The following is a 24,762-nucleotide window of genomic DNA, read 5'->3' on the forward strand; positions in this document are numbered from 1 at the left end:
TTCGTCGTGCACGGGGGTCAGTCGCCCGAGCCCGGCTCGGCCATGTGGCGGTGCTGCTCGGACTTGAGCTTGTCCGGGATGATCTTTCCAGCCGCGGTCTGAACCTTGTTCATCAGCGACCCCGCGGTGACCGTCTGGTCGCCCTTCATCAGTGCCTCGAAGCCCTGCGCGGCGACCTTCGCCGGGTCGTCCTTGGAGCCCGCCCCGACCCGGGTGTCCTCCATGTCGGCCCGGTCGAAGAACTGGGTGTCGGTCGGCCCCGGCATCAGTGCGGTCACGGTGACACCGGTGTCCTTCAGCTCGTTGCGCAGCGCCTCGGCGAAGGACTGCACGAACGACTTCGAGGCGTTGTAGACAGCCTGGAACGGCCCCGGCATGGTCGAGGCGATCGACGAGGTGAACAGCACCCGGCCCGCGTTCCGTTCGACCATGCCCGGCAGCAACCGCTTGGCCAGGTGCACCGTCGAGCGCACGTTGAGGTCGACGATCTCCAGCTCGTCACGCAGGTCGGTGCCGCCGACGAAGGCGCCGCCGGCGCCCCGGCCGGCGTTGAGCGCCAGGGCGTCCACCGGACGCCCGGTGGCGGCGATCGTCGACGCCAACTCCTCCACGCCCTGCTCACGGGCCAGGTCGACACGGACGGGCTGAACGTTCGGGCCTCCGTCGCGGCGCAGCTTGTCGGCCGCCGACGAGATGCCGTCGTCCTCGGCGGCCACGATGAGGTCGAAGCCGTGCTCGGCGAACTGCACGGCCAGCTCGTACCCGATTCCACTGGACGCGCCGGTCACCACGGCGAGCGGCCGGTCGGTGGACGGTGTGGTCATGATGGGTGACTCCTCTCCTGGGGTGGCGGTCGTACCGGCAGCGGTAGCCGCTCCCTATCGTGTGCCCCCACATCGCCCGTCCAACCCTGCCGACGCGTGGCGTACGGAGGTCGCCCGGGACGTCCCCGGCCGGCCCGGTAGGATCGGCGCGGGCCGTTACTGGCGCGTGGGGATGGACAACCATCGGGGAGCGGCCCCGTCACGAGGACGTTTGCCGAGCGCCTGGGCCTTCCCGCACGTCTGTTGGAGGTCGCATGTCGCACAACGCCGAGTCCACCGCATTCCGTAGTGCCCTCGAGGTGATCCGGGCTGTCGAGCCGCGGGTGGCCGACGCCATCGGCGCCGAGCTGACCGACCAGCGGGAGTCGCTCAAGCTCATCGCCAGCGAGAACTACGCATCGCCGGCGACCCTGCTGGCCATGGGCAACTGGTTCAGCGACAAGTACGCCGAGGGCACCGTCGGCCGCCGCTTCTACGCCGGCTGCCAGAACGTGGACACCGTCGAGGCGCTCGCCGCCGAGCACGCCCGGGAGCTGTTCGGCGCGGCGCACGCGTACGTGCAGCCGCACTCGGGCATCGACGCCAACCTGGTCGCGTTCTGGGCAGTGCTGGCCGACCGGGTGGAGTCCCCCGCGCTGAAGAAGGCGCAGGTCCGCCAGGTCAACGACCTCACCGAGGCCGACTGGTTCGCGCTGCGCCGCGAGCTGGGCAACCAGCGGATGCTCGGCATGTCGCTGGACGCCGGCGGCCACCTCACCCACGGCTTCCGGCCGAACATCTCCGGCAAGATGTTCGACCAGCGCAGCTACGGCACCGACCCGACGACCGGCCTGATCGACTACGACCGGGTGGCCGAGGCGGCCCGCGAGTTCAAGCCGCTGATCCTGGTCGGCGGCTACTCGGCGTACCCGCGGAAGGTGAACTTCCGGATCCTGCGGGAGATCGCCGACTCGGTGGGCGCGACCTTCATGGTCGACATGGCGCACTTCGCCGGCCTGGTGGCCGGCAAGGTGTTCACCGGCGACTTCGACCCGGTCCCGCACGCGCACATCGTCACCACCACCACCCACAAGTCGCTGCGCGGCCCACGCGGCGGCATGGTGCTCTGCCAGCCGGAGTTGGCCGACCAGGTGGACCGGGGCTGCCCGATGGTGCTCGGTGGTCCGCTGCCGCACGTGATGGCCGCCAAGGCCGTCGCGCTCGCGGAGGCCCGCCGCCCCGACTTCGCCGACTACGCCCAGCGGATCGTGGACAACGCGCAGGCGCTCGCCGAGGGGCTGCTGCGCCGGGGCGCGAAGCTGGTCACCGGTGGCACCGACAACCACCTGGTGCTCATCGACGTGTCCGGCTACGGGCTCACCGGCCGGCAGGCCGAGCAGGCGCTGCTCGACTCGGGCATCGTCACCAACCGCAACTCGGTCCCGCAGGACCCGAACGGGGCCTGGTACACGTCCGGCATCCGGATCGGCACCCCGGCGCTGACCACCCGGGGGCTGGGCACCGCCGAGATGGACCAGACGGCGGACCTGATCCACACCGTGCTGACCCAGACCACGGCCGGCGCCAACGCCGACGGCACCCCGTCCAAGGCGAAGTACGCCCTCGACGCCGACCTGGCCAACAAGATCGCCACCCAGGCGACCGACCTGCTGGCCCCCCACCCCCTCTACCCGGGCATCGACCTGGCCTGACGGCACCGGCCGCGACGGGTGCACGTGGCACCTGTCCAGATTGAGCGACATGCCTCCGGGTCACAGTCATGACTCGGAGGCATGTCGCTCACCGAGGCGGCCGACATCAGTCCAGGGGGCGCTTCAGGTGGTAGCGGTGGACCTCGGTGCTGCCCTGGACGTTGTTCACGTCCTCGGCCGCGGAGACCAGCTCCCACCCCTCCCGGCCGGCGCGGTTGAGGTGCGCGATGGCGGTGTCACCGAAGGCGGTGATGTCCTTGCGGGACCCGTCCGGGGCGTACCAGACGAACGAGACGTGGAAATTGCGGCCCTGTCCCTGATAGCGGCGGACGAGCAGGGCGTACTCCCAGGCAACCATGCGGCCCATTATGACCGTCCACCCAGGACGACGGTGCGCGGGCTGTCGCGCATTGCCACGCGGTGAACGCGGTGTGTCAGCCCATGAATGGGTCACCCCGCGCTCGGCCCGGTCCGGCGGTCACCTCCGACGACCGCCGCGACCTCGGTCGGAGGACCGAAGGCGTCGTGGTCACCGGGTGACCCCGATGAGGGTGGCGAGTCGGGCCACGCTGGCGGCCGCGGGTCCGCTGTGGGCGATCTCGGCGATGAGGGTACGAGCGGCAGGCCGGTAGCGAACCTCGGCGGGTGCGGTGGTGTCGGCGTCGGCCAGGGCACGCCCGGCAGCGGTGAGGTCGCCGGCCTGGAGGTAGGCGCGTGCGGCGTCGATGCCGTCCAGGCCGGTCGCACCACGGCGGCGATCGCCGCGGCTGAAGTCCACCTCGTGAACGCCTCCCCAGACGACTGGTCCTACTGGATCAATGAGGCGCAGGGTCACGCTCAGGCCGGCTACTGCTTCGTCAAGCTCGAAGACTGGCCACGCGCTCGCGACCACCTGCGGGCAGCTCTGCGGTTAGGGCTGTGGCCGGCAGGTCAACACGTGCTGGATAAGGGACTCCTGGGAGTGCAGCTAGGTCAGCGTGTGTCTCGCGAGAAGTTCGCACCGATCTTGCAGTTTCGGTTGTCGATATAGGTGATATGCCCCTTGTGTCGGGACAGAAAGTGCAAGATCGCGGAGCGGGGCAGTCCGAGCCTGGCAATCACCTACTCCTGGTGCCGGGTCTGGGGCCTCACAGGCGTTCTGTCGCATGCCACAACTTCGTGATCGGCGAGGCAGTGCGGTTGACGAGCAGTGGTTCCGCCTACAGCAACGGTGTTGTCCTGGATCTCAACGTGGTTGCGGTGGCGCTGCGCCGGCCAGGCACGACCTCGATCACCAACCGCCCCCCTTTGGCAAGGTGCACGAGCCGCCCGTCCTTTGCTCTGCACCCCAATAGGCGCCGGTCGCAGACCGTAGCCGTCGCGCCCGCGGGTGCAGAGCAAAGGCCCCCCGACCACCCCCGGACACGCAGTGCCTGACCCGCCGACCGGCACCCCACGCACCCCTGGCCGACCAACCCGGGTCGATGGACAAGACCTTGGGCACAACAGCATGAAAGGCGAGACAGTGCCCATTGACGAACAACCGCTCGCCCTAACGCAACGGCGTTGACCAGGAAATAGTGGCCTCCGCCCGTGGGCGAGGCCACTACAACATGGATCGAGCGCGATCATCGAAGTCGTGCGCGGAAGCGTCAGACCAGCGCGGGGGTCTGGGCGTGGATGTGGAAACGCAGCGAGCGGGCGTCGGTGAAGCACTCCCGCATCGGGCGCACCAGATCCCGGTGCTCGGGGGTCCGTTCCCAGGCCTCGAAGTCGGCAAGGCTCGCCCACTCGCTGGTGATCAACCACTGTTCCGGGTCGGTCGACGAGCGGCACACCTGGTCGACCAGGTGTCCCGGCACCCCGTCGGCGACCAGGTGGCGCACTTCCTCGTACGCGGCGAGGAAATCGTCGGTGCGTGCCACCGGCACCCGCACCAGGAACACCACCCGCGCCCGCTGTCCACTCATGGCGTCTCTCCCCTCATCGGCACCGCCCCGCGCAGGACCAGCGCACTGTTGAACCCGTCGAAGCCCCGCGCGCAGACCAGCGCGAGCCGGCTGCGCGGCTGGCGGTGCTCGCGGAGGAAGTCCAGTTCGCACCCCTCGGCGACCTGCTCCGGGCCGGACGACGCGGGCAGCGTGTCGTGCGCGAAGGCCAGCAGCGCGGTGGCCACGTCCAACGCCGAGCCGCCCTGGTACGCCCGCCCGGTCAGCGGCTTCTGCGTGGTCACCGGGACCGGCCGGTCGGCGAACACGGCGCGCAGCGCCTCGGCCTCGCTGCGGTCGTAGCGGGGCACACCGAGGGCGTCGGGCAGCACCACGTCGATCCCGGCCGCGGCGACGCCGGCCCGGTCCAGGGCCAGCCGCATCGCCCGCGCGTACTGGGTCGGGTCGCCGGCACTGTCCGCGGTGGTGTGCGCGGCGTCGTGGGTGGAACCCCACCCGCTCACCTCGCCGTAGACGCGGGCGCCCCGGGCGAGGGCATGTCCCAACTCCTCCACCACGAACACCGCGCCGCCCTCGGCCGGCAGGTAGCCGCTGGCCGTGGCATCGAACGGCCGGTACGCCAACTGCGGATCGGAGACGTCGCTGAGCAGCCCGGAGCGAAGCTGGCACGCCAGCGCGTACGGGCTGAGCGGGCACTCGGTGGCACCGGCGATCACCACCGGGGTGCCCCGGCGTACCGCGCGGGCGGCGTGCGCGAGGCTGTCCAACCCGCCGGCCGCCTCCGCGACAATTACCCCGCTCGGGCCCTTGAACTGGTGGTGGATGGACAGTTGCCCGACGCTCGCCGCGTAGAACCAGGCGATCGACTGGTACGCCCCGACCGTGCGCGACGTGCCGCCCCACAGCCGTTGCAGCTCCCGCTGGCCGAACAGGTTGCCCCCGGACGAGCTGGCCAGGGTCACCGCGTAGCCGTACGGGTCGGGGGCCCGCTCGGGCAGGCCGGCGTCGGCGAGCGCCAGCCGGGTCGCGGCGAAGCCGAGGTGCGTCCACCTGTCGGTCTGCACCACCTGTCGGCTGTCGGCGTAGGAGTCGGCGGTGAAGCCGGGCACCTCCCCGCCGAGTCGGGTCGGATAGCCGGCCGGGTCGAAGAGGGTGATCGGTCCGGTCCGGCGGGTGCCGGCCAGCACCGTCCGCCAGTGCGCGTCCGCGCCGATCCCACTCGGCGCGACCACGCCGATGCCGGTCACCACCGCCCGCGCGGCAGGCACGCCGCCACCGGGCCGGACGGCGCTCACGCCGCCACCGGGCCGGCCGACCGGCGGAACACCATCGCCGACTGGAAGCCGCCGAACCCACTGCCCACCGACAGCGCCACGTCCACCGGGACCTCCCGGGCCTCGTTCGGTACGTAGTCCAGGTCGCACTCCGGGTCCCTGGTGCTCCAGTTGGCCGTCGGCGGCACCACACCGAACTCGATCGCGAGGGCGCACGCCGCCATCTCGATCGACCCGATCGCGCCGAGCGAGTGCCCGACCATCGACTTGATCGAGCTGATCGGCACCCGGTACGCGGCCTGGCCCAACGCCCGTTTGAACGCGGCCGTCTCGTGCCTGTCGTTCTGTCGGGTGCCCGAGCCGTGGGCGCTGATGTAGGAGACCTGCTCGGGGAGGATCCGCCCCTGTTTCAGCGCGTCGGTGACGGCGAGGCTCATCTCCAGGCCGTCCGGGCGCAGCCCGGTCATGTGGTAGCCGTTGCTGCGGCTCGCGTAGCCGGCCACCTCGCAGTAGATGTGCGCGCCCCGCCGGCGGGCGTGCCCGAGCTCCTCCAACACCAGCACCGCCCCGCCCTCGGCCAGCACGAACCCGTGCCGGTCGGCGTCGAACGGGCGGGAGGCGTGCGCCGGGTCGTCGTTGTCCGGGCTGGTCGCCTTGATCGCGTCGAACGAGGCGACGGTGACCGGCGAGATCGGCGAGTCCGCCGCGCCGGCCAGCATCACGTCCGCCTCACCGTCGACGATCAGCTGGTGGGCGTAACCGATGGCGTCGATGCCGGAGGTGCAGCCGGTGGACACCACCTGCGCCGGGCCGTGCAGCCCGTGTCGGCAGGCCACGTCCGCGGCGAGGCTGCTGGGCACCAGCGCCTGATAGAGGTACGGGCCACCGCGCGTGGCGTCGACAAGCCAGCGCTGGCCGTGCTCGCTGACGGTGACGTACTCCTGTTCCAGTGCCATCGTGCCGCCCACGGCGGTGCCGAGCACCACCCCGGCGGTGTCCCGCTCGGCGTCGGTGAGCACCAGTCCGGCGTCGGCGACGGCCTCCACGGAGCAGGCCAGCGCGAACTGCACGTACCTGTCGGCCCGGCGTTGTTCGGCCTCGGTGAGCCCCGCGGCGGTCGGGTCGAAGTCGCACTCCGCGGCGATCTGCGACCGGAACGCCGACGGGTCGAAGAAGCTGATCCGCCGGGTGGCGGTCCGCCCCTCGGTGATGGTCTTCCAGAACCGGTCCCGGCTGGCGCCGCCGGGGGCGACCACCCCGATCCCGGTGACCACCGTGCGGCGTCCGCTCACGACGCCACCTCGGTTCGCGACTGCGGGGCTCGCAACCCCGGCTCACTCCTCGCGCTCACGACCCACCGCGCTGTTCGGCCAACTCGGTGTCGACGTGCCCCAGCTCTGGGCGCGGGGCGAGTGGGCCCAGGTGGAAGACCACCTCGGCCGGTTCGACGCCGGTGTTGCGGAGTCGGTGCCGCACGTTCACCGGCACGAACAGCGCCTCACCGGCGGCCAGCAGCGTCGGCTGGTCGTCCAGGTCGACGGTGATCGCGCCGCGCACCACGTACAGGAACTCCTCGCTGTACGGGTGGTAGTGCTCGGCGATCCGCTCCCCCGGCGCGAGGGCGGCGACCCCGAGGAAGCCGGAGGTGCTGCCGACGGTGCGGGGGCCGAGCAACACCCGCAGCTCACCGCCGCGTCGCCGGTCGGCGGGTACGTCCGCGGCGGCGATCGGCCGGGTGCTCAGGTCACTCATCGCCGGCCTCCGTCGGGGTGTCCTGCTCGGCGCGCTGCCGGGCGATGCGCTCCACCCGATCCTTGATGACCGAGAGTTGGATGACGCTGTTGGTGTTGATCCGCTCGGTCATCCCGGCGTTGTCCACCGGCGCGGTCGGCTTCATCGCGAAGTCCTGCGTCCAGGTCATCCGGGTGCCGTCGGCCTCCTCGGAGTAGCGCCAGTGGATCCGCATGTACTCGAACGGCCCGGTCTCCACCCGGTACGCCCGGACCTGCCTGCTCACCGGGTCGGAGGTGCGTTCGCTGACCCAGCTCCAGGACACCCCGTTCTCGTCGGGGTACATGGTGAGCCGGAACCGCACGGTGTGGCCCTCGCGGTGCAGGATGTCCACCACGGCGTACTCGGTGAACAGTTCGGTCCAGTTCGCCACGTCGTTGGTGACCTCCCAGACCAGTGCCAGCGGCGCGTCGATGACCACCGTGTTCTCGGTGTGCCCGGGTGGGTCGACGCGGCGGGCGACCAGGTCGGCCACCGCCGGGATGCTCAGCTCCCCGGCCTGCTCGGGGATGCTCACCTGCCACCTGTCGGCGACGACCGCGGAGAGTTCCAGCAGTGCCAGTGAGTCCATCCCCAGCTCTTCCAGCGACGCGGCGGGCGCCCGGGCCGCCGCGTCGGGGTCCAGCCCACAGTGCGCCACCAGGATGTCGGTGATCTCGGCGGTCATCGGGCGACCATGAGTGACGGTCATCGGGTCCTCCTGAGGGTTATGTCGGGCTCCGCGGCGGACGCGGAGCGTGGTGCGGGGGTGGCCGTCGTCCGCTGCGTGGACGCCGCGTCGGGCGCGGCGAGCAGGCGGTCGACCAGGCCGGTCGTGTACCGGCCCTTGCGGAACGCGGCGTCGTCGAGCACGCGCCGGACGAACGGGATGGTGGTGTGGACGCCCGGCCCGGCGATGTCGAACTCGTCCAGGGCCCGCTCCAGCCGGTTGAGGGCCAGCTCCCGGTCCGGCGCCCAGACGATCACCTTGGCCAGGAGCGAGTCGTACCAGGGGCCGACCAGGTAGCCGGCGCTGGCGTGGGTGTCCACCCTCGTGAACGGGCCGCCGGGTGGGGTGAACCGTTCCAACCGGCCGGGGGTCGGCGCGAAGTCCCGGGCGGGGTCCTCGGTGTTGACCCGGCACTCCACCGCGACGCCGTGCAGGCGGATCTCCTCCTGCCGCCAGCGCAGCGGCACCCCCGCGGCGATGTGCAGTTGCTCGTGCACCAGGTCGATGCCGGTGACCATCTCGGTGACCGGGTGCTCGACCTGGATCCGGCAGTTGATCTCCAGGAAGTGGAACTTCTCCTCGGCGTCGACGAGGAACTCCAGCGTGCCGGCGCCGACGAAACCGACGGCCAGCGCGCCCCGCAGGGCGGCCTCGGCGATGGTGTCGAGGACGGCGGCGGACAACGCCGGGGCGGGCGCCTCCTCGACCAACTTCTGGTGCCGGCGCTGCACCGAGCAGTCCCGGGTGCCCAGGTGCACCCCGTTGCCGTGGGAGTCGCAGAGCACCTGCACCTCGACGTGCCGCGCCTCGGTGAGGTAACGCTCGACGTACACCCGGTCGTCGCCGAAGGCGGCCTGGGCGGCGGCGCGGGTGCGGGTGTACGCCCGGCGCAGCTCACCCGGCGTCCGTACGACGGTCATGCCCCGGCCGCCTCCCCCGGCGGCCGCCTTCACGATCACCGGGTAACCGACGTCCGCGGCGATCTCCGCCGCCGCGGCGGCGGTCGACACCGGTGCGACACTGCCCGGCGACAGGGGCAGGCCGGCACGGCTCAGCAGCGCCCGCGCCGAGGACTTGTCGGCGAGCGCGGCCATCACCGACGGCGGTGGGCCGATGAAGGTCAGCCCGTTGTCCACGCAGATCTCGGCGAAGTCGGCGTCCTCGGAGAGGAAGCCGTAACCGGGGTGTACGGCCTGCGCGCCCACCTGCCGGGCCGCCTCCACGATCGCCGCCGCGTTGAGGTAGCTGCGCCGACTGGACGCGGGTCCGATCCGCACGGCGCGGTCGGCGAGGCGGACCACCGGCGAGTCGGCGTCCGCCGCGGAGTAGACCACAGCGGTACGCACGCCCAGCTCCTTGCAGGCGCGCAGCACCCGCAGGGCGATCTCGCCCCGGTTGGCGATCAGCACGGTCTCGAACATGGTCAACCACCCTGCGCCGTCATGCCGGGTCCAGCTCGACGAGCGGCTGGTCGTACTCCACCGGGTGGCCGTCCTCGACGAGGATCGCGACCACCCGACCGGCGCGATCGGCGGTCACCTCGTTCATCAGCTTCATCGCCTCGACGATGGCGACCGGTTGGCCCGGACGGACCAGGTCGCCCACCGCGACGAAGGGCTTCGCGCCGGGCTCCGCGGCCCGGTAGAAGGTGCCGACGATGGGCGCCCGCACCGCGGCCCGTGCGGGCACCGGCGTCGAGGGCGGGCCGGTGGGCCGCGCGGCCCCGGCCGAAGCGGTAGGCGCGTCCGCCCGGCTCTGCTCATCCGGGTGCCACTCGACCTCCAGCACCGCCGGCCCGCTGCGCAGTCGGATCCGGCGCACCGGCCCGGCCAGTTCGGCGATCAGGTGGTGTGCCTGCCGGCGCAGACCGGCGAGTGCCTCCTCGCCCTCCACCCCGGTGTCGTGCGATGCCTCGACCGTCGACACCGTCGCGTCCCCGGCGCTCACCGGGCACCCGCCCGCGCACCGGCGCGTGCCATCCCGAACCGTCGGAAGCGCTGGCGACGCAGGCGGACCAGCATGGCGGGCGGCACGTCCAGCAGCGGCAGCAGATTGTTCAGCAGGGCGGCGCGCAACCGGTGGGCGGTCTCCGCCGGGTCGTCGTGCGCGGCCGTGGACGGCTCCGGCACGACCTCGTCGACCACCCCGAGCCGGCACAGGTCGGGCGCGGTGAGTCGGAGCGCGCGGGCGGCCTGCGGCGCCGCCGACCGGTCCGGCCAGAGGATGGCCGCACAACCCTCGGGGCTGATCACCGAGTAGACGGCGTTCTCCAACATGAGCACCCGGTCGGCGACCGCGAGCGCCAGCGCGCCGCCGCTGCCGCCCTCTCCGGTGATCACCGCCAGCACGGGGGTGGGCAGCACGGTGAGGGTGAGGATATTCTCCGCGATGGCCGCCGCCTGGCCCTGCTCCTCGGCGCTCACCCCGGGGTCGGCGCCGGGGGTGTCCACGAGGGTGATCACGGGCAGGCCGAGTCGGGCGGCGAGGCGCATCAACCGCAGCGCCTTGCGGTGCCCGGCCGGGCTGGCCATGCCGAAGTTGCGGGCCACCAACTCGGCGGTCGTGTGCCCCTTCTGGTGGCCGATGACCATGACATGCCGGTCGGCCAGCCGCGCCACACCGCCCACGACGGCCGGGCAGTCCCCGCCGAGCCGGTCGCCGTGCAGCTCCAGGAACCCGTCGAAGACCGAGTCGAGATAGTCGAGTGTGGTCGGTCGACCGGGGTGTCGCGCCAGCCGGACCGTGTCCCACGCGTCGCGTACCGCCGGGGTGTCACCTCCGCCCGGCGTGGCCGCCAGGGCCGCGTCGGCGAGGCGCTCGCGGCGCGGCGCCGGCTCCTGCCGGGGTACGGGCGGACGGGTCGGGCGGGCGGCACGGGTGGCGGCGAGCAGTGCCGCCAGCCGTCCCCGCAGGGACCGGCGCTGCACCACCATGTCGACCTGACCGTGGCGCAGCAGGACGTCGGCGCTCTGGAAGCCCTCCGGCAGCGCCCGGCCGGTGACCTGGCGGATCACCCGGGGGCCGGCGAAGCCCATCCGCGCGCCGCTCTCCGCGAGCACCAGGTCCGTGTTGGTGGCGAACGACGCGGCCACCCCGCCGTAGGTCGGGTCGGTGAGGACGCTCACGGTGAGCAGGCCCGCCTCGCGCAGCGCGGCGATGGCCTGGCTGACGGTGGCCATCTGCATCAACGACAGCGCGCCCTCCTGCATCCGCGCCCCACCGGAGGCGGTGATCAGGATGAGCGGGACCCGGTCGTCGAGCGCCCGTTCGGCGGCCCGGGTGATCAGCTCACCCACCGCGCAGCCCAGGCTGCCGCCCAGGAAACGGAAGTCCATCACCGCCAACACGGCCGGGTGCCCGCCGATGGTGGCGGTGGCGCACACGACCGCCTCGGACAGGCCGGTGCTGGCGCGGGCGGCGCTGAGCCGGTGCGGGTACGGCAGCACGTCGACGAAGTCGATCGGGTCCGTCTCGGGAAGCTGGTCGGGCATCAGCCCCAGCGACCCCGGGTCGACAAGCTGACGGAGGCGTTCCGGGGCGCTCAGTCGGGCGTGCTCCCCGCACTCCGGGCAGACGTCCAGGTTGCGGCGCAACCGTTTGCGGTAGAGCAGGCTGGCGCAGCCGGCGCAGCGCGACCAGAGCTGCTCCTCCCGCGGCGCGGTGGCCGTCACGACCGCCGCCGGGTGTCCGGGGCGTCGAACCGGTAGAAGCACTGCGCCATCGCGTCGCGCGGTGAGCGCCAGGTGGGCAGGTACGGCGACACGTACGGGCGCAGACGGTCGCTGACCCGGATGAACTCCGGGTGATCCCGGGCGCCCTCCACCGCGTCCGCTGCCGGATGCTCGGTCTCGAGCAGGTGCACGTAGAGATCGTGGAGCCGGTACAGCGAACGGTGCCGGACGCCGACCAGGCGCGGCAGCTCGGTCGCGTCCGACTCGGCGAAGATCTCGGCGACCCGCTCCTCGGCGGTCGGATCCACCTTCGCGACGATCAGTGATCGGTCCATACTGGGCCTCCCCCCACAGCGTCCGGCCGGCGACGGGTGGCCCCGGACGCGCTGGACGACTGCGGACACGATGCGGCAGTCCTCGTCACGGCGGCGTCACCGTGACGCACCGGCCAGCGACGTAGGACGGTGACGCTGCGTTGACGCATCCTGTGTACCAGCTATGCGCACGCCCCACCCGCGGCGGTCGAGCCGACGAACGTTTCCGCAGTTCAGAACCGATCTCAGGTTGACTGTCGGCCAATAGAACATTCACCGCGCCGTTGACTCACCGTGACCGCTATTGATAATCTTCACGGTGGTCAGCCCGGCCGTCCCGGCGGGCGGGGCCGCCCGTCAGCCGTGGGGCGCGCCCGCACCGGTGGGGCCGACAGTGGCGTCACGGGCAACCGATCCGGGACACAGCAGACAGTCGGGACGAGCGTTCCGCAGGGGGTGCCGCCGTGACCGCTGACCCGTCCGTGCCGACCGCCGGCGAACCGCCCGGCGAAGGCGTCGCACTCCACCTGCTCGGCGGTTTCCGACTGTTGCGCGAGGCGGCGCCGGTCGTGGTGCCACGCGGGCTGCAACGGGTGATCGCCCTGATCGGGCTGCGCCCCGGCGCCACCCGCAGCCAACTCGCGGGCCTGCTCTGGCCCGACGCGTCGGAGGAACGGGCGCTGTCCTCACTGCGCACCGCGCTGTGGCGGCTCCGCCAGGACCCGTGCTGCCCGATGACCGTGGCCAGCGACACCGTACGGCTCGGCCCGACGGTCCGGCTCGACGTGGACGACCTGGTCGGCACCGCGGCCCGGGTCCGCGACGGCGACGACCCGGGCATCGCGGCGGGAGCGCTCGCCGCCGGCCGGCACGACCTCCTGCCCGGCTGGTACGACGACTGGGTGCTGCTGGACCGGGAGCGGCTGCGCCAACTTCGCCTGCACATGCTGGAACAGGTGGCCGGGCAGCACCTGACCGCGGGGCGGCACGGCGAGGCCCTCGAAGCCGCGCTGGAGGCGATGGCCGCCGAGCCGCTCCGGGAGACGCCCCACCGCCTGGTGGTCCGCATCCACCTCGCCGAGGGCAACGCCTTCGAGGCCGTGCACGCCTTCTACGTCTACCGGGACCTGCTGCGCCGGGAGTTGCGTCTGGAGCCGAGCCCCGCGATGAGCGCCCTGCTCGACGACACGCTCGCCCCGATCCGCCAGGCCACCCGCGACGCCGTCACCGACCGCCCGTCACCGGCGGGGCGACGGACGTGACGGTGATGTGACAGACGCTGCGGCACGGTAGGCGCACAGAGCACGTGGCGCCGATCCGAGGATCGGAAAAGCCACCGGCGGAAGGGGTCCCATGAGTCGTCTACTGATCGTCAGCCGGATCATCCCGGGCGCGGAGGGGCGGGTCGCACAGATCTTCGCCGAGTCCGACGCCACCGACCTGCCCGGTCTGACGGGCGTCACGCACCGATCCCTGTACTGCCTGCACGACCTGTGCGTACACCTGCTGGAGACCTCGGACGTCGATCCGGACGCGCTCGCGGCGGCCCGCAACCACCCACTCTTCCAACAGGTCAACGAGCGGCTCTCCGCGCACACGTCGCCGTACCTGCCGACCTGGCGCTCCCCCCGCGACGCGATCGCCGGTTGCTTCTACCGGTGGGACGCCCCCGACGCGCCCCCAGCGCGCCCCGCCGGCTCCGACGCGCCCCCGGCGCGCCCCGCCGGCCTCGACGCGCCCGCGGCACGCCCCGCCAGCACCAACGCGCCCGCTGCGCGCCCGTCCAGCACCGACGCGCCCGCGGCACACCCGGCGGGCTGACGTGCCCGCCGCCCCGCCGCACGTCCTGATCATCGGCGCCGGCACGGGCGGGTTGTGCCTGGCGCACGGCCTGCGCCGTGCCGGGATCAGCGTCGCCGTCTACGAACGGCACCGCGACCGCGCCGAGGGGTTGCTCGGCTACCGGGTCGGCATCGGCCCCACCGGTAGCCGGGCGCTTCGGCAGTGCCTGTCCCCGGAGTTGTTCGCCACCTTCCTGGCCACCTGCGCACGCCCACCGCACTACTTCAACGTGGTCACCCAGGGGCTGCGCCAGACCGCGTCGTTCCCACTACGACCCAGCGCCGACCCGGTGCACACCGAACACTCGGTGGCCCGGATGGTGCTGCGCCAGGTGCTGCTGACCGGCCTGGACGACGTGGTGCACTTCGACAAGACGTTCACCCGCTACGAGCAGCGCGACGACGGCACTGTCACCGCGTACTTCGCCGACGGCACCGACGCCACCGGCAACCTGTTGGTCGGCGCGGACGGCACCCACTCGGCGGTACGCCGGCAGTACCTGCCGCACGCCGTCACCCGTGACGCCGGCACCATCAACATCGCCACCCGGATCCCGCTCACCGCGCACACCCGCGGCCTCGTCCCGGAGCGGGTCCGTCAGGGCATCTCGCTGATCTTCGGTGTCGGCGGGATGATGGGTGTCCTGCACGTCATGGAGTTCAAGTGGGACGCCCAGCGGGTGGTCAAACCCGGCGTCAGCGACGCCGACGCCGCGCTGCTGCGAAGCTGGCCCGGCCTGTCCCACGACACCACCACCGACAACATCAACCTGATCATCTGGAGCACGGGTCGCCGATTCCCGGCCGACGTTATGGACCGTCGCGGCGAGGACCTGGTGAACGTCGCCCTGGACCTCACCGCCAACTGGCATCCGAACCTGCGGGAGCTGCTGACCCGCGCGGACCCGGGCAGCGCCCTGCCCATCAGGGTGACCACCTCCGAGCCGACACCGCCCTGGAAGAGCAGCACCGTCACCATGCTCGGCGACGCCATCCACACCATGACCCCCGGCCGCGGGGTGGGCGCCAACACCGCGCTGCGCGACGCCCGCCTGCTCTGCGACCAGCTCGGCCATGCTGTCACCGGTGACAAGACGCTCGTGCAGGCGGTCGCCGACTACGAGGCCGCGATGGTGCCGTACGGCTTCGCGCGGGTCGCCGAGTCACTGAACCGTAGCGGCACCAGCGGCGACGATCGGATGTACCGGCCGGTGGTGGGTCGACTCGCGCTGCTCGGCGCGCGCGGCTACTTCGGAGTGACGAGTCGGGTACCCCGGCTGCGGCGCCGGTTCGTCGACGACTTCCACACCTACGAGGGCGACCAGGACTGAGTCCTGCATCAGCCCGTCGACCCGGGCCCGGCGTCCCCCGCCGGGTCCGGGTCTCGTCGTGGCGGGTCCCGTCGTGCCGGTTCTTTGTGGCGTCCTGGTGCGACGCTGCGTTACTCGGCGGGCACCGCCTGAGGTGGTCACCGTGACCGGGACGCCTGCGGCCGATCCTCTCACTTGCCGGCAACACGCGTGTGCGAAGCTGCGGCGAGTTTTTCTCGTGAGTTTTCCAACGAGTTGAGAGGGAGGTTCGCCGTGGCGTGGTCTATCGGACACTCGCTGATAGTGGTACTGGCACTGTTGCTGGGCCTGGCCGCCGGGTGGCTGCTGCGCGGCCGGCGGGGCGTACAGGGCAATTCGATAGTGGACGGAGACCCCGTCGCCGGGCTGGCCGTTCTCGAAACGCCGACGCCGGCGGCCACCACCGACGAGGCCCGGCCCGCGGCCGCCGTCGACCCGGCCCCCGTCGCGGTCGCCGACGAACCGGTGCCGGTGGACACGATCAGCGCTCCCGCCGCCGTCACCGGACCGGACAGCGCGCCCACGCCGGTGGAGGTCCCGGCGGAGGCCCCGAGCACCGTCGACCCGGCCGACATGGCGCTGACCGAGGCCCCACCGTCGGCACCGTCCGACGCGTCCGACCTTCCGTCGGAGCCCGTTGTGGAGTCGACCCCCGAGCCGGTCGCGGCCGACGAGCAGCCCGCCCCGGCGGCCGTGATCGCCCCCCGCCAGCCCGCGGACGACCTTCCGCTCGACGCCACCCCGGCCGACGAGCCGATCACGACCAGCCAGGCCGACGAGCCGACCGCGACCGACCTGGCCGACGAGCCGACCGCGACCAACCCGGCGGACGAGCCGACCGTGGCCGACGTGGCCGACGAGCCGACCGCGACCAACCCGGTCGACGAGCCGACCGTGACCGACGTGGCCGACGGGTCGACCGCGACCAGTTCGACCGGCGATGTGGCGACCGAGGCCGCGGTGCCGGTGAACGCCGACGCGCGGAACACCGACCCGACGGACGCCAACGGCCTCGAAGCAGTGCCGACGGACACGGACGCCGAGCCGGAGCCGGTGCCGTCGGCGGTTGCCGTGCCTGCGGTAGTACCCGCCGTGGCCGCGACCCCTCCGGTCGTGACGACCGCTGCCAACGGCACGGACGCCGACCTCACGGGCCCGGCCGACGACTTCCGCCGGATCCAGGGGATCGGGCCGAAGATGGCGGCGGCGTTGCAGGACGCCGGTGTACGCACGTACGTCCAGCTCGGTGCGCTGGACGAGGCGGCGCTGCGCGACCTGATCCGGGCCGCCGGCCTGCGCGCCGCACCCGGGCTGGCCACCTGGCCACAGCAGGCCCGCGTGCTCGCCGGTGCCGGCGACGAGATGGCCGCCGTGCTCCCGGGCGGCAACCCGTCCTGACGCGCGACATCGAGCCCCCGGTCCACCGTCCGACGCGACGGTAGGCCGGGGGTTCTGCCGTCGGGGCCGCACCATCCACGGCCCCCACCGAAGGGGTGATCGACTCGGCTTTCAGAAAACCGGGCCATCCACCCGGCCCGGACACCCCGACTTTCAGGAAGCCGAGTCGACCACCCCAACCCCACCACCACCCCAACCCACCACACCCCCACGATCGACTCGCGCTTCAGAAAACCGCGGCATCCACCCGGCCCGGACACCCCGACACTCAGAAAGCCGAGTCGATCACCTCGGTTGGGGGAAGGCGCGGCGAATTCGCGGCCGGGTGGTCGACCGATCGTTACCGTCCGTTCAGGTGGGCCGGACAGGTCCGTCGAGTCGACAGGTTCCGCAGGAGAAGCCCGTGCACCTCGCCGCGCCGGAGCCCGGGTCCCCGCGGTCCCGTCGTCCTCCGGTGCGTGATCCGGAGGCCCCGCGCCGGGTGACCCTCCTCGAGCTCTTCTTCGACCTGGTGTACGTGGTCGCCCTGACGCTCATCTCGCAGGGCATGGTCGACCAGCTCGACTGGCACCGGGCCGCACAGGCGCTGATCCTGCTGGCCGCCGTGTGGTGGACGTGGGTGATCACCACACTGGTCACCGACCTGTACAACCCGGAACGCACCGAGATCAAGCTGCTGATCAGCGCCGTGATGTTCGGCGCGCTGCTGATGACCACGGCGATCCCGGACGCGTTCGGCGACCGCGGACTCGCCTTCGCCGGCACCTACGTGGCGATCCACCTCGGGCGCGGACTGTTCCTGATGCCGGCCGTCCGCCGCGAGCCGCAGACCCAGCGCCGCGCGGCACGCATCTTCATCTGGTTCGCGGTGTCCGCGATCCCGTGGATCATCGGCGCGTTCGTCAGCGGTGAGGCCCGCCTGGCGTGCTGGGCCCTCGCGCTCGCCATCGACTACGTCGGCTTCCGGCTCGCGTACCCGGTGCCGGGGCTCGGGGTGGTGCCCGAGCCCCAGCGCAACGTCACGGCGGAGCATCTCTCCGAGCGCTACCAGCAGTTCTTCATCATCGCCCTCGGCGACGCCATCCTGACCATCGGCACCATGTTCAGCGAGGCGCACAGCGAGGCGCAGAACATCGGGGCCTTCGCGGTGGCGTTCCTGACCACCCTGCTGCTCTGGCGGATCTACGTGCACAAGTCCGGTCAGCTGCTGCCGATGGCCATCAAGGGGTCCGGGTCACCGAGCAAGTTCCTGTTCACCGCGCCGTACACCCATCTGCTGATGGTGGCCGGGGTGGTGACCACGGCGGCCGGGTTCGACCTGGTGCTGCACGATTCGACCGGGCGGACGCCGCCGGCCTGGGCGGCGGTGATCCTCGGCGGCCCGGCCCTCTTCCTGGCCGGCCGGGCGTCCTTCGAGTACGAGGTGTTCAGCCGGGTGTCACTGTCCCGCCCCGGCGGTGTGCTGGCGCTGCTGACGATCGCGCCCGTCGTGCTCTACCTGCCGCCGGTGTTCGCCTCGCTCGGCGCCCTCCTGGTGCTGATCGGTGTGGCCTACGCGGACTTCCGGCGCAGCTACGGCAAACCACCCGAGGCCCCGTCCCCACCGCACTGAGCCGACCGGCCGCCCGGCTCACACCCCGGCGAGCAGCCGCCCGGCGTCCGGCACGTACGGCTCGACACCCAGCGTGGTCAGCAACTGGTGCACGGTGGCGGTGGCCGCGGTGAGCACCGGACGGCCGAGCCGGGCCTCCACCCTCGGCACCGCCGCCAACGACGGCAGCTGTACGCAGGCGGACAGGACCACCGCGTCCACGTCGGTCACGTCCAGCCGCTCGGCCAGCTCGACCAGGTGAGCGGTGGGGATGCGCCCCACCGCCACGTTGTCCGGCTCGCTCAGGCTCACCGCCTCGGTCACCCGCACGCCGTACGAGGCGAGGTAGGCCGCGACGGTCGCGGTCAACGGCGGCAGGTACGGCGCGATCAGGGCCACCCGACGGGCTCCCAGCACACGCAGCCCGGCGACCAGCGCCCCCGCACTGCTCACCACGGGCATGTCGTGCCCGGCGCGACCGGCCGCCCGGCCCAGCCGCCGCTCGGCTCGTTCGTGCGCGCCGGGGCCCTCGCACATCACCGCCACCAGGCAGGCGTACGCGAGCACGTCGCAGCGGGCGTCGGCCAACTCGGCGACGCAGCGGAGGGCGGACCGGTTCATCCGGGCCAACTCGTCCGGGGTCACCTGACGCAGTCGTACCCGGCTGCTGTGTGTGGTGAAACGGACCGTCGCGTCGACGGCCTCGCGGCGGCGCAGCATGGCCGGGATCTCGGTCTCCATCGTGGTGTTCGAACTGGGCACGACCAGGCCGACGCGGTAACCGCTCACACCAACGCCCCGGCGTACGCGCGGACCTGCAGCCGCTGCGCGGCGGTGCCGCCCAGGCGCACCTGCAGGCCCAGCGGCGCGGCGGCGCGCCGGACGTCGTCCAGGTGCAGCGAGCCGTGCCGGTCCACGGTGAGCACCGGCGGCTCCTCCAGGTCGCCCTCCGGCGCGTGGAAGGAGAGCAGGGTGACGGAGGTGGTGAGGTAGCCCGGGTACGCCGCGCGGGCCGCCGACTCGTCCCGGTGGGCGAGCACCACCAGGTCGTCGAGGTGGGCGAAGTCGGCGGCGAGGGCGCCGGCCTTCCAGTGCGCCGGTTCCTCGGCCGCGCCGGTGAGATGCCGGGACCTGTTCGCCGAGGTGATGTAGAGGTGGTCCGATCCGGTCTCGGCGAGCGCCCGCTCGAAGAAGAGGTTGGACGGGCAGGTCAGGCCCGGTGCGATCACCTGGGTGGTGCGCAGCCCCTGGTCGATCTGGGTGAGGTGCTCGGGGAGCCGCTCCGCCGCCGGCCCCCGGAACCCGAACGGCCCGGCGCCGTAGAGGGCGTCCATCAGTGCCCGCACCCGACCGACCGGCAGTCGGGGCGAGATCCGCGTCCAGTCGAACATCCCGGGGATCCGGCCGATCGCGGTGGTGATGCTGCCGACCTGCTGGGCTGGGCGGCCCTTGGCCAGGTTGACCCGGCGGACGGTGGCCTCGTCGGGACGGGTGACGATGACGTAGAAGTTGGCGAACGCCGCGGCGACGACCGCGCCGCGAGCCAGCGCGCGGGCCGCGACCGCCACGTCCTCGGGGCGGTCGATGTACAGGTGCGGTGTCGGGGCGTCCATGAGTCCTCCTCGGCGGGGCCGTGAGGCAGTTCTACGTCCGCCGAACGGTGCGACGGCGGGATCGGTCGCCGATCCGATAGCCGACACGCGTTACCCCGTGCGAGCGGCCGATCCCGGGCGGTACGCAACGGCGGACGGCCTCGGCCGGATGGGGGATCCAGCGTGGCCCCGCCTCGGTGTCAGTTAGCCGCACGACCCAATTGGGTACAACGACTGCATCTCAGATCCACCACATTTCCTCAGGAGGCAGCGATGCGCGGCACCTCGATACTCGGAGTCATCGTCGTGATCTGGCTGGTGATCGGCGCTGTCGCCGCCGGCCAGCGTGGCTACTACAGCGGCGACGACACCAACTGCGCCGAGGCCGGCACCATCCTGGTCACCATCGTGGCCGGGCCCTTGAACTACATCGGCGCCAACCCCAAGGTCGACTGCAAGCTGCCCGAACCCTCCAAGTAGGACAGACGTACACCGGCCCGCGCCCCTCGACCCCCGGGGCGCGGGCCGGTGTCCGCACGGGGACGGCTCGGCCGTTCCGAGACGTTACGCGCCGGCCCGCCGCTCGCGCCCCCAGGCGGCCAGCGGCTCGAGCGCCTCGTTGAGTCGCGTGCCGTCGGCGGTCAGCGAGTACTCGACGCGGGGCGGCACCTCGTCGTAGGAGACACGGTGCACGACGCCGTCGCGTTCCATCTCCCGTAGGTGCGAGGCCAGCACCTTCTCGGTGATCCCCGGCAGCAGTCGACGCAGCTCGCCGAAGCGGCGGTACGGGTGCTCGTGCAGCGCCCAGAGGATCAGCACCTTCCACTTGCCGCCGATCACCTCCATCGCGGCGTCGATCCCACAGATGTGTCCCTCTGCTGCGCCCGGCCGGTTCAGCGTCGTCATGGCCACCCCTTCCGACCTCCTGGCTCACCCGGGGGTAAGCACCCACTCCGAGGTGCGTACTTGATCACCGGAGTGCTTCCGACAAGCCTAATCGGCATGACACCGAACGCTGTGCAGAAGACCTCCGTCACGATGCTGGGGCTCGGCGCGATGGGCTCCGCGCTGGCCCGCGCCTGGCTCGCCGCCGGTCACCGGCTCACCGTCTGGAACCGCACCCCGACCCGTGCCGCTGTCCTCGGCGCCGAGGGCGCACGGGTCGCGACCAGCGCCGCCGAGGCGGTCGCGGCGAACACCCTCGTCGTCGTCTGCCTGTTGGACGACACCTCGGTCGACGAGGCGATGGCCGGCGTCGACCTGGCCGGCCGGGACCTGGTCAACCTGACCACCAGCACCCCCGCCCAGGCCCGCGCCCGCGCCGTCTGGGCCCACGAGCGGGGTGCCCGCTACCTCGACGGCGGGATCATGGCTGTCCCCCCGATGATCGGCGTACCGGAGGCTGGCGGCTACGTCTTCTACAGTGGCTCGCGGGAGCTGTTCGAGCGGCACCGGGAGACGCTCGGTGTCCCGGTCGGCACCACCTTCGTGGGCGAGGACCCGGGTTTCGCGGCCCTGTACGACGTGGCCCTGCTCAGCGGCATGTACGGGATGTTCGCCGGGGTCACCCACGCCTTCGCCCTGATCCGCGGGGAGGACATCGATCCCGCGGCGTTCGCGCCACTGCTCGCCGACTGGCTCGTCGCCATGGCCCCGGCCGTGCACCAGACCGCCGACCGGCTGCGCAGCGGCGACTACACCACGAATGTCGTCTCCACTCTCGCCATGCAGGTGGCCGGCACGCCCACCTTCCTGCGCACCGCCGAGCAGCAGGGTGTCAGCGCGGAACTGCTCGACCCCTTCTTCGCGCTGATGGGCCGCCGCCTGGCCGAGGGCGCCGGCGAGGGCGCCGGTGAGGAGGATCTGGCCGGCGTGGTCGACCTGCTGACGCGCCGCACACCCCGTACGGCGTCCTAGGAGGCTGGTCTGCGGGCGTCGTCGGTGTTTGTCGAGGCGAAGGCCGGGAACCGACCCGCGTCAGCCGGCGGACGACGAGCGGGGGCGTGGCATGCAGATCGGCTACAAGCTGGCCGCGGAGGGATACGGCCCTCAGGAGATCATCCGGCAGGCTGTCCTGGCCGAGCAGGCTGGATTCGACTTCGTCGAGATGAGCGATCACTTCCACCCCTGGCTGGAGGCGCAGGGCCACTCGTCGTTCACCTGGAGCGTGCTCGGCGCCATCGCCGCCAGGACCAGCACCCTTCGTCTCGCGACGGGCGTCACGTGCCCGACCGTCCGCTACCACCCGGCGATCATCGCGCAGGCCGCGGCGACGATGGCGCTGGTCTCCGACGGACGGTTCACCCTCGGGGTGGGAGCCGGTGAACGGCTCAACGAGCACGTGGTCGGGCAGGGCTTTCCCAGCGTCCGGGGACGGCACGAGCGGCTCCGCGAGGCGCTGGAGATCATCCGACTGCTCTGGCAGGGCGGCTACCAGTCCTACGAGGGCCGGCACCTGCACCTGGAGGACGCCCGGGTCTTCGACCTGCCGGACACCCCGCCGGTGATCGCGGTGGCCGCCAGCGGCGAGGCGTCGGCCCGGCTCGCCGCCGAGCTGGGCGACGGGTTGTTCGCCACCGAGCCGGAGGCCTCGATCGTCGAGCACTACCGGCGGGCCCACGGCTCCGGTCCGCGCTACGCCGAGGTGCCGCTGGCCTGGGCCACGGATGAGCAGCAGGCGGTGCAGGCGGTGTTGCAGACCAGCCGATGGATGGTCACCGGCTGGAAGGTGATGAGCGAACTGCCGAACCCGGTCAACTTCGACGCCGCCAGCGCCCACGTGGAGGAGAAGCACGTCCGCCAACTCTTCGCCGTCGGCCCCGACCCGGAGCCGCACGTGGCAAAGGTCAGGTCGTACGTCGAGGCCGGCTTCGACCACGTCGTCCTGCAGAACGCCGGCCCCGACCCGGACGGCTTCCTCGACTTCTTCGCCGGCACCCTCGCCGCCCGGCTGCGCGCCATGTCCTGAACTGCCCGGAGGTGTCCCAACGGCGGGGCGGGGGCGACGCCAACCCGAGACGGTCGCACCGGTAAGTCGGAACGGCCGCCCGGACGATCGTGGTGATCGTCCGGGCGGCCGGATGGGCGGCCCCGGGGGTCCGCTCAGCGGAAGCAGTGCGCGACAGGTACCGCGCTGCCCTCGCAGTTGGTCGGTTCGTTCTCGATGACCACGCTCTCGTCGTCGATCCTGACCTGGGCGTGCTCGCCGAAGATGCCACCGGGCTTCACCGTCGACGCGTTGTGGGTGATCTTGCTGGTGTAGATCGCCACCGAGCCCGCGGTGGCGTAGATTCCGCCGCCCTTGGACGTCGCGCCGACCGCCCTGTTGCGGGTCACGTCGCTGCCGCGGACCAGCAGGTTGGACTTCTCGGCGTAGATGCCGGCGCCGATGCCGTGGGTGGTGTTGCCGTCGATCACGCTGTCGTCGATCGGCGTCAGACCCTTGACTGTCGAGATGCCGCCACCGCTGACGGTGGCGGTGTTGCCGCGGATGGTCATGGTGCGCATGACCAGCACGGCGTCGGAGTTGGCGGCACCGCCGCCGACCTGGGCGGTGTTGTTCAGCAGCTCGGTGTCGGAGACCTTCGTCCGGGCCGAGAAGCTGGCCAGCCCGCCGCCCTGGCCCGCGCTGTTCTGGGTGAGGGAGACGCTCTCCACGTCGGCCGCGCCGCGATAGTTGCCGAGCCCGCCGCCGTAGCCGTTGGCGCTGTTGTGGTGGAACTCGGAGCGCTTCAGCGTCAACACACCGCCGTTGAGCAGGCCCCCGCCCTTGCCCGCGGCGCCGGAGGCGCTGTTGCCGACGAATGTGGAGTCGGTGACCACCATGTTGCCGTCGTTGAAGATCCCTCCGCCGCCGCCCTCCGGGGACAGCGAGGTGCTCTGCGAGACGGTGACCCGTTCCACCACGGCGGTCGCCCCGTGCACCACGTGCACGCTGCCGCCCTCGATGGCCGAGCGGCCGTTGTGCAGTTCCACGTCGCGCAGGGTCAACTCGCCACCGTCGCGGACGGTGAAGAAGCGGAACGGCGCGGCCTGGGCGTCGCGGGCGATGGTGGCGCCGGCGCCGTCGATCGTGATGGCCTGGTAGATCACCGGCAGGCCGGCGGTGTCGTCGGCCGGGTTGTGCGGCGGCGCGTCGGCGTCACCGGGGGTTTCCGCGGCGTCGGCCGCCTCCCGCGCGTCGCGGATCCCGCCGTCGTACTGGTCGGTCTCGTGGAACGCCTCGGTGAGCAGGTAGCGGCACTTGGGCGCGAGCCGCAGTTCCGCGCCGCCCTCGGCGTTGGCCGTGACAAGCGCCGCCACCAGCTTCGCGGCGTCGCAGGGCACCGACACCACTCCCCGCTTGCCGGTGCCCGGGCTGGGGGCGTGTCCCCGTTCGGCCCCGTCCGGGTCGCGCCGCGCCCCACCCTGGTCGCCGGCACGGCGGTCGTCGTCGTTTCCGGCCGGCGTGCTCAGCCGGCTCAGACCGGGGAGGGAGAGGTCACGGTCGGCCGCGGCGGCCACACCGGCCACGCCGGCTCCTCCCACGACCAGGCTTCCCGCCAGCAACCCGCTGGCCAAGAACCAGCGGGACCGCCGTCTGGGTCGGATCTCGCGGTCTCCTCCTTGGTACGTGGACATCAAAGGTGCCTGCCTTCCTGCCGACAAGACGTGACCGCGCGCCGATCCGGGCGCGGGGCGCTCGACGTAGCGTCGACCGCCAAACGTCACGATAGGTCCGCAATACGGACAGGAAGGCGTGAACGTGAATAGTGCCCCTATTCATCTTTCAACCCCGTCAAACGGGCAG

The 24,762-nt window shown here is 72.2% G+C and carries 24 protein-coding genes, 1 pseudogene and 1 riboswitch; of the genes and pseudogenes, 9 read left to right on the forward strand and 16 right to left on the reverse strand.

Features of this window, described 5'->3' with window-relative positions; all coding sequences use genetic code 11:
• Nucleotides 1-17 precede the first annotated feature (17 nt).
• Complete coding sequence (locus ACPXBU_RS19285) at nucleotides 18-824, reverse strand: SDR family NAD(P)-dependent oxidoreductase (protein ID WP_425759028.1); 807 nt, start codon at nucleotides 822-824, stop codon at nucleotides 18-20.
• A gap of 145 nt (nucleotides 825-969) precedes the next feature.
• Nucleotides 970-1,059: riboswitch (ZMP/ZTP riboswitch) on the forward strand.
• 19 nt (nucleotides 1,060-1,078) lie between these two features.
• Between ACPXBU_RS19285 and ACPXBU_RS19290 the strand changes: the two genes are divergently transcribed.
• Nucleotides 1,079-2,515, forward strand: a complete 1,437-nt coding sequence (locus ACPXBU_RS19290; protein ID WP_425759029.1) for a glycine hydroxymethyltransferase — start codon at nucleotides 1,079-1,081, stop codon at nucleotides 2,513-2,515.
• Nucleotides 2,516-2,621: 106 nt separating this feature from the next.
• On the opposite strand, the gene ACPXBU_RS19295 is transcribed toward ACPXBU_RS19290, so the two are convergent.
• The 11 genes from ACPXBU_RS19295 to ACPXBU_RS19345 form a co-directional block, all read right to left on the reverse strand.
• Complete coding sequence (locus ACPXBU_RS19295; RefSeq protein ID WP_393370713.1) at nucleotides 2,622-2,882, reverse strand: hypothetical protein; 261 nt, start codon at nucleotides 2,880-2,882, stop codon at nucleotides 2,622-2,624.
• 162 nt (nucleotides 2,883-3,044) lie between these two features.
• Entirely contained in the window at nucleotides 3,045-3,293 is a 249-nt protein-coding gene (locus tag ACPXBU_RS19300) for a hypothetical protein (protein ID WP_425759030.1), read from the reverse strand.
• Between the two features lie 853 nt (nucleotides 3,294-4,146).
• A complete protein-coding gene (locus ACPXBU_RS19305) occupies nucleotides 4,147-4,464 on the reverse strand; it encodes an antibiotic biosynthesis monooxygenase family protein (protein WP_425759031.1) in 318 nt (105 codons plus the stop codon).
• Nucleotides 4,461-5,711, reverse strand: coding sequence for a beta-ketoacyl synthase N-terminal-like domain-containing protein (locus ACPXBU_RS19310; protein ID WP_393371757.1), 1,251 nt, complete (start codon nucleotides 5,709-5,711; stop codon nucleotides 4,461-4,463). Before ACPXBU_RS19310 ends, ACPXBU_RS19305 begins: the two co-directional genes overlap by 4 nt.
• 23 nt (nucleotides 5,712-5,734) lie before the next feature.
• Nucleotides 5,735-7,009 carry a beta-ketoacyl-[acyl-carrier-protein] synthase family protein gene (locus ACPXBU_RS19315; RefSeq protein WP_393370722.1) on the reverse strand — a complete coding sequence of 425 codons (1,275 nt, stop codon included), beginning with the start codon at nucleotides 7,007-7,009 and terminating at the stop codon, nucleotides 5,735-5,737.
• Nucleotides 7,010-7,064: 55 nt separating this feature from the next.
• The gene (locus ACPXBU_RS19320; protein ID WP_393370725.1) at nucleotides 7,065-7,469 is read right to left on the reverse strand and encodes a cupin domain-containing protein; all 405 of its coding nucleotides are present in this window, start codon (nucleotides 7,467-7,469) and stop codon (nucleotides 7,065-7,067) included.
• The gene (locus ACPXBU_RS19325; RefSeq protein WP_393370727.1) at nucleotides 7,462-8,199 is read right to left on the reverse strand and encodes an SRPBCC family protein; all 738 of its coding nucleotides are present in this window, start codon (nucleotides 8,197-8,199) and stop codon (nucleotides 7,462-7,464) included. The genes ACPXBU_RS19320 and ACPXBU_RS19325 overlap by 8 nt, the downstream gene beginning before the upstream one ends.
• Nucleotides 8,196-9,638: an acetyl-CoA carboxylase biotin carboxylase subunit gene (locus ACPXBU_RS19330; RefSeq protein WP_393370730.1), complete on the reverse strand. Its 1,443-nt coding sequence runs from the start codon at nucleotides 9,636-9,638 to the stop codon at nucleotides 8,196-8,198. Before ACPXBU_RS19330 ends, ACPXBU_RS19325 begins: the two co-directional genes overlap by 4 nt.
• 19 nt (nucleotides 9,639-9,657) lie before the next feature.
• Complete coding sequence (gene accB, locus ACPXBU_RS19335) at nucleotides 9,658-10,164, reverse strand: acetyl-CoA carboxylase biotin carboxyl carrier protein (protein ID WP_425759032.1); 507 nt, start codon at nucleotides 10,162-10,164, stop codon at nucleotides 9,658-9,660.
• Entirely contained in the window at nucleotides 10,161-11,888 is a 1,728-nt protein-coding gene (locus tag ACPXBU_RS19340) for an acetyl-CoA carboxylase carboxyltransferase subunit alpha (RefSeq protein ID WP_425759033.1), read from the reverse strand. The genes accB and ACPXBU_RS19340 overlap by 4 nt, the downstream gene beginning before the upstream one ends.
• A complete protein-coding gene (locus ACPXBU_RS19345) occupies nucleotides 11,885-12,223 on the reverse strand; it encodes a TcmI family type II polyketide cyclase (RefSeq protein ID WP_393370738.1) in 339 nt (112 codons plus the stop codon). Before ACPXBU_RS19345 ends, ACPXBU_RS19340 begins: the two co-directional genes overlap by 4 nt.
• A gap of 443 nt (nucleotides 12,224-12,666) precedes the next feature.
• Between ACPXBU_RS19345 and ACPXBU_RS19350 the strand changes: the two genes are divergently transcribed.
• The 5 genes and pseudogenes from ACPXBU_RS19350 (at nucleotide 12,667) to ACPXBU_RS19370 (ending at nucleotide 18,402) form a co-directional block, all read left to right on the forward strand.
• Nucleotides 12,667-13,464: an AfsR/SARP family transcriptional regulator gene (locus ACPXBU_RS19350; protein WP_425759034.1), complete on the forward strand. Its 798-nt coding sequence runs from the start codon at nucleotides 12,667-12,669 to the stop codon at nucleotides 13,462-13,464.
• Nucleotides 13,465-13,555: 91 nt separating this feature from the next.
• Nucleotides 13,556-13,900 (forward strand): annotated as a pseudogene (locus tag ACPXBU_RS19355) (TcmI family type II polyketide cyclase); the annotation flags it as partial.
• Nucleotides 13,901-14,024: 124 nt separating this feature from the next.
• Nucleotides 14,025-15,374, forward strand: a complete 1,350-nt coding sequence (locus ACPXBU_RS19360; RefSeq protein WP_425759035.1) for an FAD-dependent oxidoreductase — start codon at nucleotides 14,025-14,027, stop codon at nucleotides 15,372-15,374.
• A gap of 282 nt (nucleotides 15,375-15,656) precedes the next feature.
• Nucleotides 15,657-16,790: a helix-hairpin-helix domain-containing protein gene (locus tag ACPXBU_RS19365; protein ID WP_425759036.1), complete on the forward strand. Its 1,134-nt coding sequence runs from the start codon at nucleotides 15,657-15,659 to the stop codon at nucleotides 16,788-16,790.
• 454 nt (nucleotides 16,791-17,244) lie between these two features.
• Nucleotides 17,245-18,402 (forward strand): low temperature requirement protein A, encoded by a 1,158-nt coding sequence (locus ACPXBU_RS19370; RefSeq protein WP_425759037.1) that lies wholly within the window; start codon nucleotides 17,245-17,247, stop codon nucleotides 18,400-18,402.
• 18 nt (nucleotides 18,403-18,420) lie between these two features.
• Here ACPXBU_RS19370 and ACPXBU_RS19375 read toward each other — a convergent pair whose 3' ends face one another.
• Entirely contained in the window at nucleotides 18,421-19,170 is a 750-nt protein-coding gene (locus tag ACPXBU_RS19375) for a maleate cis-trans isomerase family protein (RefSeq protein WP_425759038.1), read from the reverse strand.
• Nucleotides 19,167-19,994: a hypothetical protein gene (locus ACPXBU_RS19380; protein WP_425759039.1), complete on the reverse strand. Its 828-nt coding sequence runs from the start codon at nucleotides 19,992-19,994 to the stop codon at nucleotides 19,167-19,169. The genes ACPXBU_RS19375 and ACPXBU_RS19380 overlap by 4 nt, the downstream gene beginning before the upstream one ends.
• A gap of 252 nt (nucleotides 19,995-20,246) precedes the next feature.
• Between ACPXBU_RS19380 and ACPXBU_RS19385 the strand changes: the two genes are divergently transcribed.
• A complete protein-coding gene (locus ACPXBU_RS19385) occupies nucleotides 20,247-20,453 on the forward strand; it encodes a hypothetical protein (RefSeq protein WP_306271566.1) in 207 nt (68 codons plus the stop codon).
• Between the two features lie 84 nt (nucleotides 20,454-20,537).
• Here ACPXBU_RS19385 and ACPXBU_RS19390 read toward each other — a convergent pair whose 3' ends face one another.
• Nucleotides 20,538-20,879, reverse strand: a complete 342-nt coding sequence (locus ACPXBU_RS19390; RefSeq protein WP_425759040.1) for a winged helix-turn-helix transcriptional regulator — start codon at nucleotides 20,877-20,879, stop codon at nucleotides 20,538-20,540.
• 96 nt (nucleotides 20,880-20,975) lie between these two features.
• Between ACPXBU_RS19390 and ACPXBU_RS19395 the strand changes: the two genes are divergently transcribed.
• Both ACPXBU_RS19395 and ACPXBU_RS19400 read left to right on the forward strand, forming a co-directional pair.
• Nucleotides 20,976-21,890 (forward strand): NAD(P)-dependent oxidoreductase, encoded by a 915-nt coding sequence (locus tag ACPXBU_RS19395; protein ID WP_425759041.1) that lies wholly within the window; start codon nucleotides 20,976-20,978, stop codon nucleotides 21,888-21,890.
• Nucleotides 21,891-21,981: 91 nt separating this feature from the next.
• Complete coding sequence (locus ACPXBU_RS19400) at nucleotides 21,982-22,941, forward strand: TIGR03557 family F420-dependent LLM class oxidoreductase (RefSeq protein ID WP_425759042.1); 960 nt, start codon at nucleotides 21,982-21,984, stop codon at nucleotides 22,939-22,941.
• Nucleotides 22,942-23,075: 134 nt separating this feature from the next.
• On the opposite strand, the gene ACPXBU_RS19405 is transcribed toward ACPXBU_RS19400, so the two are convergent.
• A complete protein-coding gene (locus ACPXBU_RS19405; protein ID WP_425759043.1) occupies nucleotides 23,076-24,593 on the reverse strand; it encodes a hypothetical protein in 1,518 nt (505 codons plus the stop codon).
• Between the last annotated feature and the right edge of the window lie 169 nt (nucleotides 24,594-24,762).

The sequence above is a fragment of the Micromonospora sp. DT231 genome, from assembly GCF_049847025.1.
Taxonomy (GTDB): domain Bacteria; phylum Actinomycetota; class Actinomycetes; order Mycobacteriales; family Micromonosporaceae; genus Micromonospora.

Coding starts and splice junctions, on each gene's coding strand:
- ACPXBU_RS19285 (WP_425759028.1), bottom strand. CDS start 824: ATGACCACACCGTCCACCGACCGGCCGCTCGCCGTGGTGACCGGCGCG.
- ACPXBU_RS19290 (WP_425759029.1), top strand. CDS start 1,079: ATGTCGCACAACGCCGAGTCCACCGCATTCCGTAGTGCCCTCGAGGTG.
- ACPXBU_RS19295 (WP_393370713.1), bottom strand. CDS start 2,882: ATGGGCCGCATGGTTGCCTGGGAGTACGCCCTGCTCGTCCGCCGCTAT.
- ACPXBU_RS19305 (WP_425759031.1), bottom strand. CDS start 4,464: ATGAGTGGACAGCGGGCGCGGGTGGTGTTCCTGGTGCGGGTGCCGGTG.
- ACPXBU_RS19320 (WP_393370725.1), bottom strand. CDS start 7,469: ATGAGTGACCTGAGCACCCGGCCGATCGCCGCCGCGGACGTACCCGCC.
- ACPXBU_RS19325 (WP_393370727.1), bottom strand. CDS start 8,199: ATGACCGTCACTCATGGTCGCCCGATGACCGCCGAGATCACCGACATC.
- ACPXBU_RS19330 (WP_393370730.1), bottom strand. CDS start 9,638: ATGTTCGAGACCGTGCTGATCGCCAACCGGGGCGAGATCGCCCTGCGG.
- ACPXBU_RS19345 (WP_393370738.1), bottom strand. CDS start 12,223: ATGGACCGATCACTGATCGTCGCGAAGGTGGATCCGACCGCCGAGGAG.
- ACPXBU_RS19380 (WP_425759039.1), bottom strand. CDS start 19,994: ATGGACGCCCCGACACCGCACCTGTACATCGACCGCCCCGAGGACGTG.
- ACPXBU_RS19385 (WP_306271566.1), top strand. CDS start 20,247: ATGCGCGGCACCTCGATACTCGGAGTCATCGTCGTGATCTGGCTGGTG.
- ACPXBU_RS19390 (WP_425759040.1), bottom strand. CDS start 20,879: ATGACGACGCTGAACCGGCCGGGCGCAGCAGAGGGACACATCTGTGGG.
- ACPXBU_RS19395 (WP_425759041.1), top strand. CDS start 20,976: ATGACACCGAACGCTGTGCAGAAGACCTCCGTCACGATGCTGGGGCTC.
- ACPXBU_RS19400 (WP_425759042.1), top strand. CDS start 21,982: ATGCAGATCGGCTACAAGCTGGCCGCGGAGGGATACGGCCCTCAGGAG.
- ACPXBU_RS19405 (WP_425759043.1), bottom strand. CDS start 24,593: ATGTCCACGTACCAAGGAGGAGACCGCGAGATCCGACCCAGACGGCGG.